We start from the raw sequence: 10,236 nt of genomic DNA, 5'->3' as shown, positions 1-10,236 counted from the left end.
AAGTCAAACTGCTGGCAGACACGGACGGCGACGGCGAAATCGACGATGTGGTTGCAACGACCACCACGTCGAATGGCGGCCAGTACCTGTTCGAGAACCTGGACGCTGATGACTACAAAGTCATGTTCGGCACGGTTGCAGGTCTGACATTCACCACTGCAGGCGCAGCGGCGGACGAAGACGTGGACGGCGACTCCGACGCAGGCGTGGACGGCATGACCGACACGATCTCGCTGGAAATCGGTGAAGCAGAGCGCGACATCGACGCAGGTCTGGTCGATCCGGGTACGGCGTCCATCGGTGACACCGTATGGTTCGACGCTGACAAGGACGGGCTCCTTGGTGCGGACGAAGAAGGTGTCGACGGCGTTGAAGTCAAACTGCTGGCAGACACGGACGGTGACGGCGAAATCGACGATGTGGTTGCAACGACCACAACGGCGAATGGCGGCCAGTACCTGTTCGACGGTCTTGCGGCTGGCGAGTACAAGGTGATGTTCGGCACAGCCGGCGACCTGGTGTTCACCGGTGCATCGCGTAACCCGGCAGAGGACGTCGATGGCGACTCCGACGCGAATGAAACAGACGGTATGACCGATGTCATCACGCTTTCGACCGGCGAAGCCGAGCGGGACGTGGACGCAGGTCTGATCGATCCGGGCACAGCCTCGGTCGGTGACACGGTCTGGCTCGACGCGAATGGCAACGGCATCCTCGACGGCGGCGAAGCCGGTGTGGACGGTGTTGAAGTCAAGCTGCTGGCAGATCTGGACGGTGACGGCGAAGTCGACGATGTGGTTGCAACGACCACAACGGCGAATGGCGGTCAGTACCTGTTCGACGGTTTGGATGCAGGCGAGTACGCGGTCATGTTCGTGGAGCCGAACGGCTTCGACTTCACAGCAACGGGTGCGGATGCCGACGATCTGGTCGACGGTGACTCCGACGCTGGTGTGAATGGCATGACCGACACGTTCGATCTGTCCATCGGCGAAGCGGAAACCGACATCGACGCTGGTCTCGTGTCCGAAAACGGTGCACCGACGCCGATGGATGACGAGCTGAAGATCTGTGCCGACACAGTGGGCGGTGTCTCTGTCCTGCTGAACGACACTGATCCGGAGTTCGATCTTCTGAGCATCGTCGAAGTTGACGGCCAAGCGATCGCACCGTTCGGTTCGATCACGACCGCCAACGGTACTGAAGTGACGCTGGACGATCTGCTGTTCCTCGGCCAATCGCTGTCCATCGATGCGACGGGTTCCGCAGTGTGGAGCGCGCTGGATATCGGTGAGATGGGTGTGGAGAACATCTCCTACACCGTGACCGACGGAAACGGTAACTTCGCAACAGCGAACCTGGAAGTGACCTTCTGCGGTGATGCGAACTCCGTATCGTCCCTCAACAATAGCTTGCCGACAGGTCTGGTTGAGTACCAGATCAGCTCGTCCAGCGTTGAGGCGCCCTACGGTGACGAAGGCTTCGACATCAAGATCGTTTCCGCAGGTGGTGATGGCCGCTTCGAAGACGTTATCTTCGAAGAAGCTTACTGCCTGAGCATCATCGATCCGGCAGCGGCTGCTGAAAACTTCGGCACAGCGCCCATCAACACCGCTGACGCATTCGGGATCGAAGACGCAACTGCAAGCCTCTTCAATGCCGATCAGATCAGCTTCGCGAATGGCGAGACCGCTCTGGACAACCTCGACGTGATCAACTGGATCCTCAACCAAGACTTTGAGGATAACGGGTTCACCGGTTGGGAAGTTCAGCGCGCGATCTGGGAGTTCACCGATAGCTTCGACACAGACTACCTGTCGGATATCGACCCGGCTCTCGGCGACGATGCGAATGTTGATTTCATCGTCTCGCAAGCACTGGCCAATGGTGACGGCTTTGTCGCAGGCGTCGGTGACGTGGTTGGTGTGGTTCTTGATCCGAACCCTGCCACTGCAGAAAACTCGCAGCCGTTCCTTGTCGCGGTTGATTGGGAAGACGTTGACTGCTTCTGCATCGACAATAGCGGCATGATCTTGTCGTAAGTCTAAATGGCGCCCCGGCCGGTTGGGTCGGGGCGCCGCGAAATAGGCGTCGCCCGGGGCTCGGGCTGCGTCTTAGGCGGAGCCCCCGCCGACGGGTCTGGTCCGGATTACTAAAAAGGACGTTGTCTGACCTGCTAACCATTGTTCTTGAAGGAGAACGTTATGAAGAAACTCGTAATCGCTACGACTGCGCTGATCGCGTCTGCACAAGCGTCGCTCGCAAACATTGCCAGCCTGGCACCGCCGACGTCCACAGCAGTTCCGGAAATCAGCGCACTGGAAGGCACTGCAGCTCTGGCAGCTGTTGCCGCAGTTGTGCTGCTGGCTTGGGAACGCCGCCGTCGCGCAGCGTAAGCTACACAGAAGTAATAAAGACGGCCCTGCCAATCGGTGGGGCCGTTTTCCGTTGGGACGCGCTTATTCCTGCCTAAAGATCGCGTCGCGGGGCAACATCCTCAAAAAAGCCGCATTTATGCTTTTGAAACTATCCCGACCTTTGGCTGAACCTGCTAAAGGTTAACAAAACGCGCGAAAACGCGCACGCCACAAAGGCGAACGAGGCAGAGCAGATGAATGGCAACGTGCAAGGCATTGGGGCACAGGGCGCCACGCCGATCCGGCGAGCACCCGCGCGGTCCGACCAGTCGAACCTGGATTTTCTGGATCTTTCGACCCTTTTCGGGACGTTGTGGCGCGGGAAATTCACCATTCTGGCGGTTATGGCCATCGCTCTCGCTGCGGGGCTTTACTATGCCTACCTGATCGCGACCCCGCTCTACCGGGCCAAGGCTGTTGTCATGCTGGACACGCGGGAAGAGCAGGTCGTCGACATCGAAAGCGTGATCGGCGGGCTGTCGTCCGATGCGTCAGTCGTGAATACAGAGGTCGAAGTGCTTAAAAGCCGTGGCCTTCTGTCCAAGGTCAGCACTGAACTGGACCTGCCCAACGACCCCGAGTTCAACCGCTTCCTGCGGGAGCCGGGCCTGATCGCGTCGTGGAAGCTGGCCGCCAAACGCGGATTGGGCCTGACCGAAGCGCCGCCGACCCCGACTCTGCCCGTCAAGCAAGGCCGCATGGAAGACGCGGCGATTGATGGCCTGCTGGAACGCCTGACAATCAAGAACGTGCCAAACAGTCTTGTGTTCAACGTCACCGTGGAAACCACGGATGCCGAGAAATCGGCCGCTATCGCGAACACCGTGGTCGACAAGTACATACTCAACCAACTCGAAGCGAAGTTCGACGCGACGCGGCAAGCCACCACCTGGTTGTCAGGCCGCGTGGGCGAATTGCGAACCTCTCTTGAGGCGGCAGAGGCCGAGGTGAAGGCGTTCCGGGCCAAGACTGACTTGGTTAATTCTGAAACGCTCTCAGCGCTTGAAGTGCAGCTCAAAGACCTGCGGGACCGGATCGTGGATTCCGAGGCGGCGATTGGTGCCGCGCAAACGCGGTTGGACCGTCTCGCCACTGCGCAAACTGCGCAGGAGCGCGCGACGATCCTGCAAGACCCGCAGCTCACACGGTTGCTGCCCCGCATCGACCAGCCCGCAATATCCGACGCATTCGATGCGCGTGTTGCCGATGTCACGGCCCGGATCACATTGGAACAACGCCGCGCCGAAGCCCAGCGTTCGGCATTGGCGACCTCGCGCGACCAGCTTACGGCCCGGATCGAAGCGCAAAGCGCCGACCTTATCACCCTGCAGCAATTGACTCGCGAGGCAGAGGCCAGCCGGTTGCTTTATGAATATTTCCTTGGCCGTCTGAAAGAAACGTCGGCGCAACAAGGTATCCAGCAGGCCGATAGCCGGGTTCTGTCCGCCGCAGTGATCCCCACACGCCCCGCCAGCCCGCGCCGTCCGCTGATCCTTGCGCTCTGCGCCATGTTGGGGGCTGTCCTTGGCGCGGCGCTGGTCTTTCTGCGCGAAGCGCGGCGCGACACGCACCGCACGGCCCAGCATTTGGAAAACGCGACCGGCTATCCGGTCATGGGCCAGATCGCGACCTTCCCGGCACGCAATCGCAAAGAGGCGCTGGCCTATCTCATGTCCAAGCCGAATTCCGAAGCGGCGGAATCCATCCGCAACCTGCGCACGTCGCTGTTGCTGTCGGATGCGGATAATCCGCCCCAAATCATGGTCGTGTCCTCGTCGTTGCCAGGCGAAGGCAAAACCACCATTGCGTTGTCTCTGGCGCAGAACATGGTCGGAATGGGTCGGCGCGTTCTGTTGATCGAAGGCGACATCCGGCGGCAAGATTTCAGCGCCATGTTCGGTGGTCGCAAAAGTTCTGGCCTGATGTCCGTCCTGACCGGTGAAAGCACCCTGTCCGATGCGGTTCTGCATGACGAGGAAAGCGGCATTGACGTGCTGCTTGGCGATCAGGGCAATTACAACGCCGCCGATCTGTTCTCCTCTGACCGGTTCCGCGAAGTGATTGCGGAGATGCGCGGGACGTATGACCAGATCATCATCGACACGCCGCCCGTTCTGATCGTGCCCGATGCGCGCATCATTGCACAACATGCCGACGCGATCCTGTTCGTGGTGAAGTGGGATCAGACACTTCAAAGCCAGGTCTCCGAAGCCTTGGGAATGTTCGAAAGTGTCAATCACCCGGTCAGCGGGCTCGCGCTCAACCAGATCAGCCCACGCGGTATGAAGCGGTACGGCTTCGACGTGTATAGTGGCTATGGCAAGAAGTATTACGTCAACTGACGGGCGGGATGATGATGTTTGACCAGTCCCAGAACAAGGCAGAAGAAAGCGCCAAGACCGCCATCGATTTCACGAAGCTGAAAGTGGCGATCGTGCATTACTGGCTGGTCGGTATGCGCGGAGGAGAGAAGGTCGTCGAAGACCTGTGCCATCTTTTCCCGCAGGCAGATATCTACACCCATGTTGCCGACCCCGACAACTTGTCCGATACGATCCGACGCCACAAGATCACCGAGACATTCATCGGTCGTCTGCCGGGGGCAAAGACGCATTACCAGAAATACCTGCCCTTGATGCCGCGTGCGCTCGAAGCGTTGGACTTGTCCGGGTATGACCTTGTCATCTCGTCGGAAGCAGGGCCTGCCAAGGGCGTTGTGACCGCGCCCGACTGTGTGCATCTGTGCTATTGTCATTCGCCGATGCGCTACATCTGGGACCAATACCACGTTTATCGCGCCAATGCCGGTCTTGCGGGGCGGGCGGCGATGTCGATCTTCGCGCCATGGCTCCGCGTTTGGGATCATGCGTCCGCCGCGCGTGTCGATCACGTGGTTGCCAATTCCGATTTCGTGCGCCGCCGGATCGCAAAGGCATGGGGGCGCAGCGCCGATGTCGTGTTCCCGCCCGTCGATCTGGATGCCTTCCAGCCGGGCGACCCCGCAGAGGTTGAGGATTTCTATCTCTACGTTGGGGAATTGGCCGCGTATAAGCGCCCCGACCTGTTGGTCGAGACCTTCAACGAAAGTGGCCGCCCACTCATCATCATCGGGGATGGGTCGGAAAAAGCCGCGTTGGAAAAGGTGGCCAAACCGAACATCCGGTTCCTTGGGCGGGCCTCTTTCGAAACGCTGCGCAGCCATTACAAACGCTGCCGCGCGCTTCTGTTTCCGGGCGTGGAAGATTTCGGGATCATTCCGCTGGAAGCCATGGCATCGGGTCGACCCGTGGTCGCCTATGGGCGCGGCGGCGCGTTGGAGACCGTCCGGGACGGTGTTACCGGCGTGTTTTTTCACGATCACACCCCAGCGGCCCTGAATGGGGCAATCGATCGGTTGGAGAATGAGCTTCTAGGCACTCTCGATCCTCAGGCCCTTCAAGCCCACGTGGCAGCATTCGGGCGCGACAGATTCCGGCAGGAAATGGCAACGACGATCTCGGATCTTCTTTCATCCGCCCAAGGGGGCCGCGCGTGAGTTCTGCACTGCCTCTCCGCGTTCCCGGCCTCAAAGGCTTCGCACGGCGCGGTCTGTCTGCGGTCGTGATCAAGATCGGTGCGGCGGGCCTGTCTTTCCTGATGTTCGTGTCCCTTGCCCGCGCAATGTCGCAGGCGGAGTTCGGGCAGTTCGGCTTTGCCTTTTCGCTTGCGACGATCCTCGCGGTTGTCGGCTCTCTCGGACAACGGAACCTCGTCTTGCGTTTCGCGGCGATTTACCTGTCCGCTGGGGACGAGGCACAGGGCAGGGGCGTGATCCATCATTCGGCCCGGCTTGTGCTTCTTGGTTGCGGTGGAACAGCGGCGATCCTTCTATTAGGCTCTGTATACTCCATTCATGGACCGCTTTTGCGTGCGACTGCCGTGCTGACCATCGCATTGGGACTGGCTGAGTTTCTGCCCAGTCCGCAACGGGCCGCCGGACGGGTTTGGCTGGCGCTTCTGCCCCGGGATATCGTGCTGCGCCTCGCGATGATCAGTGTTGCAGGACTTGCCGCCAAAGGGCTGGTGCCCGAGCTTACGGCGGTCCAGACCCTTTGGATCATGAGCGCGCTGATGCTGGCCCTTACATGCGTTCAAGCGATGCTGTTGCCGCAGACTCGTCCCGACGCGGTGCTGACACAACCGCGCGATACGCAAGCACTTCCGGAATGGCGCTCTGCCATGTGGGGCCTGTGGGGCAACTCCGTCGTCAATTCCGCCGGACGCAATCTCGCGATGGTGATCCTTGGCGTGCTGCTGTCCGGGGCTGCTGTCGGGGCGATGTTCGCGGCGCTGCGCACGGCCATGGTAATGGAACTGTTCCTGATGGCGATCAACATTGTCGCGGCGCCGATGCTTGCCAGTCGCCTGCACAGTCATGCGACATCAGAGGCGCAAACCATCTGCCGCAAAGTCGCGCTGCTTATCGGGATGCCGACGCTTGCCGCCTTCCTGCTGCTGGTCGTCGCGGGCGACAGGGTGCTGAACCTCTTTGGCGCGGGCTACGCGATCATGCATGCGGAACTGGTGATCCTCGCCGCCGGATACCTTGTCAGCGCCCTTGCCGGGCCCACGATGCAACTGATGGAAATGGGCGGGTATGAGCGCGCCTATTTCAAGATGCTGGTCGTGACCACCGGCGTCAGCCTTGTCGCGCTCCCCTTCGCCGTGATGTGGTTTGGAACCATTGGCGCGGCACTGTGCATCGCGGGCAATCTGGTGGTGTTGAACATCTGGGCATCCCTTTTCATCCACGCGCATATGGGCCTGACTGCCGGGCTTCTTCCGATGGGGGCACGCGCATGACGTTTCCGGTCAATTTTCTCTATCTCGGCGGTGACAAATGCGGCTCTAGCTGGGTGTATCACGTGCTCAGCAAGCACCCGGACGTTACGCTCGCCAAGGCGAAAGAGCTGTTCTACTTCGACCGCTTCTACAGCATGGGCGCGGACTGGTATCTTCGCCAGTTCCCGAAAGAACCGCTGACCATCCGCATGGGCGAGATTTGCCACGATTACCTGTATTCCCGCGAGGCGCTGGATCGCATCGCGCGGGATTTGCCGCAGGACAGCCGGTTCCTGATCACCGTGCGCGAGCCTGTGGCGCGGACCGTGTCGCATTACAAATATCTAAGAAAGATCGGGCGGACGAACCTGCCATTCGACGAGGCCCTGAAAGCGCATCCGCAGATTGTCGAACATTCGATGTTCGGCAAATACGTGCGACTGGCGCAGGATATTCTGGGCAAGGACCGCGTCCATGTTCTGTCGTTCGAGGCGTTGCAGACCGACCCCGTTGCATTTGGACAGGACCTGTCAGAGGCCCTTGGCGTCCGATATGTCGCGGACCTTCCCTATACCGACCGAGTGTTGGAAGCGCAGGAATCCAGAAACCCAAGTCTGGTCCGGTTGCTGCGAAACGCGGGTTGGGTGCTGCGATCGCTTGGTGCGCCACGGCTGGTCAATCGGGTGAAAAACAGCCCGCTCGTATCACGCGTTCTCTACGTCCCCCCCGGTGAACAGCGCAGAGCGGTTGAGATACCGGTAGAAACCCGCGCAGAACTGGTTAAACGATTTGCCGAGGATCAGGCCCTGTTGCGGGTCCTGACGGAACCAACACCGGTCGACGCATGAAAATCGTAATCGCTGCTGTTATGTTCAGCCCCAACCTTGGGGATGGTCTGATCGCGGAGTGCTTGACGTCGCTGATCAGGGAAGAACGCCCGGAGGCCGAGGTCGTCTGGCTTGATCTGGCGGGCCGGACCGAATTTGTCGAACCGTCCGGTGGGTTGCGGACACGGGTGCTTGGCCTGCTGTCCTGGCTGCCGCAAAGCCTGTCGCACCCGATCTCTGCCCAACTTGTGCAGCGCCAGATACAAGGGCGGCTTGCCCCGAATATCCCGGAGGCGCTTGAGGGCGCGGACCTGCTGATCATCGGTGGGGGGCAATTGTTGGGCGATGCCAATCTGAACTTTCCGCTGAAGCTTGCGCATGTGGTCGCCGCTGCCGAGGCGCGGAATATCCCGGTGGCCTTGCACGGTGTGGGGGTCGCGGCGAAATGGTCCGACCGGGGGCGCTCCTTGTTCGCCAAGACGCTGCAATCCCCCAATCTGAAATTCATTTCGGTGCGCGACGACGCTTCTGCCAAAAGCCTTGCGCGGCATTATGCGGCTTTGGGGCCAGACCCCGCACAAGCGATACGCGTCTACCCGGATCCGGGGCTTTGCACAGACCGGCTGAAGACATCGACGACGATTGGCCTTTTGGGTGGTGGTCCGCGCATAGGGGTCGGCATTGTGCATCCTGCGGCCTTGGCCACGCATAGTTCAGGACGCCCCGTTCTCAGACGGCGCGACGCCTTCCGCGCCTATAAAGAAATGATAACCGCGCTCACATCCGCAGGGGCACAGGTGCAATTGTTCACCAATGGCGCGGGCGAGGATGAAGAGTTCCTTGATGATTTCATCCTGCGGGTGGGTGTGCTGCCCTCAACGGACACCATCGCACGGTTCCGCACCCCGCTGGAGCTTGCCGACTTCATGCAAAACATTGACGCGGTGGCGTCCTATCGCCTTCATGCCTGCATCGCGGCCAACGCCGTAGGCACGAAAGCTGTCGGATTCCGCTGGGACAAGAAGATCGACGCCTATTTCCAGATGACAGGCCAGCCGGAATGTCTGTTCAACGCGCCATCGGACTCGCCTGCTTTGGTCGATGCGCTGCTTTCCCCCATTTCCCCCGTCGCTTCAAAGCAACTTTCCCGTCTGAAACCGAAGGTGCGCGCCGGTGTGCGGGCGCTGCTGGCTACAGGCTGAGCCCGCGAAACCCGACATGAAGGATACCAACCACGCCAAGCGCCAGCAATTTGCGCGGCGGCGTGATGGCGGCGAGCAGCGGTAGGAAAAAGAAATAGTACCGCGCGTTCTGAAACGCGTGCGTCACGGAGGTGAAGAAGAACACGACCGACACGAAGGTGATCAATGTCCAGGCGTGGTCCTTCAGGTTCCACCAAGCGTCCTTCGCGTTGAAGATGACGGCAAGGACCAGCAGCGAGAACAGCGCGTCGATCCAATAGGCGCCGTTATGCAGGCTGAAAAAATGAAAACTGCTGACGAATACGGCGGCGGTTTCGATCAGCGAATACTCCGGGTTCACGATATCCCGGGTCCAGCTGAACCGCGACAACTCAGAGCCTATCAAGGGGATCGATCGCGCGATGCCGGTCGAAAGCATCACATCCAACGCCAGTCCTGCGACGATCAAGAAGGCAGGCGCGGCCCGCTTGAACCCGAATTTCTGCGCCAGCAGGACCGCGCGCCATATCACCAGAACCCCAAGATTACCCTCCCCCGTCACGGCAAGCAGACCGACCAGCACGGCTAGAACCAGCGCTTCTTGCTTGCGCGGCAGATCAAACCGGATCAGGCACAGCGGGAAGACGAAGAATTCCCAATAAATCTTGGAGAACAGGAACAAGGCCAGCGGCCAGACCAGCGCCAGTAGGACCGTGCGATCGTCTATCAGCCGCACCGCGTGCAGCGCCAGGACGACCACCAGGTTGAACAGCGTCAGGCAGGTTCGGACCCAGATTTCATCCTCGAACGTGTCAAAGCCGGTGATCCGTTCCAAGAACACATGGATTGCGCGCCATTCGTCCGGTCGAAAATCTGTCGTGAACAGGAAGGTCTGCAGCAGAAAGCTGGCAAGCACCAACAAGGTCAGCGCAGCAGCGGTCAGGTAACGCTGGGAATGACGGGCAAGTGCGTGCGCGGGCATGGGCGATC

8 protein-coding genes are annotated in these 10,236 nt (G+C 60.2%); 7 read left to right on the top strand and 1 reads right to left on the bottom strand.

The features are described 5' to 3' along the window. The 7 genes from E4Z66_RS16640 to E4Z66_RS16610 form a co-directional block, all read left to right on the top strand. The coding region (locus E4Z66_RS16640; protein WP_281276235.1) for an SdrD B-like domain-containing protein at positions 1–2,042 on the top strand (2,042 nt) is incomplete at its 5' end. Positions 2,043–2,204: 162 nt separating this feature from the next. Continuing rightward, entirely contained in the window at positions 2,205–2,396 is a 192-nt protein-coding gene (locus E4Z66_RS16635; protein WP_136464169.1) for a VPEID-CTERM sorting domain-containing protein, read from the top strand. A 215-nt stretch (positions 2,397–2,611) separates the two neighbouring features. After that, the gene (locus E4Z66_RS16630; RefSeq protein ID WP_136464168.1) at positions 2,612–4,759 is read left to right on the top strand and encodes a GumC family protein; all 2,148 of its coding nucleotides are present in this window, start codon (positions 2,612–2,614) and stop codon (positions 4,757–4,759) included. A gap of 8 nt (positions 4,760–4,767) precedes the next feature. Then, positions 4,768–5,952, top strand: a complete 1,185-nt coding sequence (locus E4Z66_RS16625) for a glycosyltransferase (RefSeq protein ID WP_246036053.1) — start codon at positions 4,768–4,770, stop codon at positions 5,950–5,952. Continuing rightward, positions 5,949–7,259: a lipopolysaccharide biosynthesis protein gene (locus E4Z66_RS16620; protein WP_136464167.1), complete on the top strand. Its 1,311-nt coding sequence runs from the start codon at positions 5,949–5,951 to the stop codon at positions 7,257–7,259. The genes E4Z66_RS16625 and E4Z66_RS16620 overlap by 4 nt, the downstream gene beginning before the upstream one ends. Continuing rightward, entirely contained in the window at positions 7,256–8,086 is an 831-nt protein-coding gene (locus E4Z66_RS16615) for a sulfotransferase family protein (protein ID WP_136464166.1), read from the top strand. The genes E4Z66_RS16620 and E4Z66_RS16615 overlap by 4 nt, the downstream gene beginning before the upstream one ends. Beyond that, a complete protein-coding gene (locus E4Z66_RS16610) occupies positions 8,083–9,267 on the top strand; it encodes a polysaccharide pyruvyl transferase family protein (RefSeq protein ID WP_136464165.1) in 1,185 nt (394 codons plus the stop codon). The genes E4Z66_RS16615 and E4Z66_RS16610 overlap by 4 nt, the downstream gene beginning before the upstream one ends. On the opposite strand, the gene E4Z66_RS16605 is transcribed toward E4Z66_RS16610, so the two are convergent. Beyond that, the gene (locus tag E4Z66_RS16605; protein WP_136464164.1) at positions 9,257–10,228 is read right to left on the bottom strand and encodes a hypothetical protein; all 972 of its coding nucleotides are present in this window, start codon (positions 10,226–10,228) and stop codon (positions 9,257–9,259) included. The two genes, E4Z66_RS16610 and E4Z66_RS16605, sit on opposite strands and share 11 nt — an antisense overlap. Positions 10,229–10,236: the final 8 nt, after the last annotated feature.

The sequence above is a fragment of the Aliishimia ponticola genome (genome assembly GCF_004803475.1).
In the GTDB taxonomy this organism is placed as follows: Bacteria; Pseudomonadota; Alphaproteobacteria; order Rhodobacterales; family Rhodobacteraceae; genus Aliishimia; species Aliishimia ponticola.
Note: the sequence above shows the minus strand (reverse complement) of the source record. Positions and strands in the feature narration are given on the sequence as shown.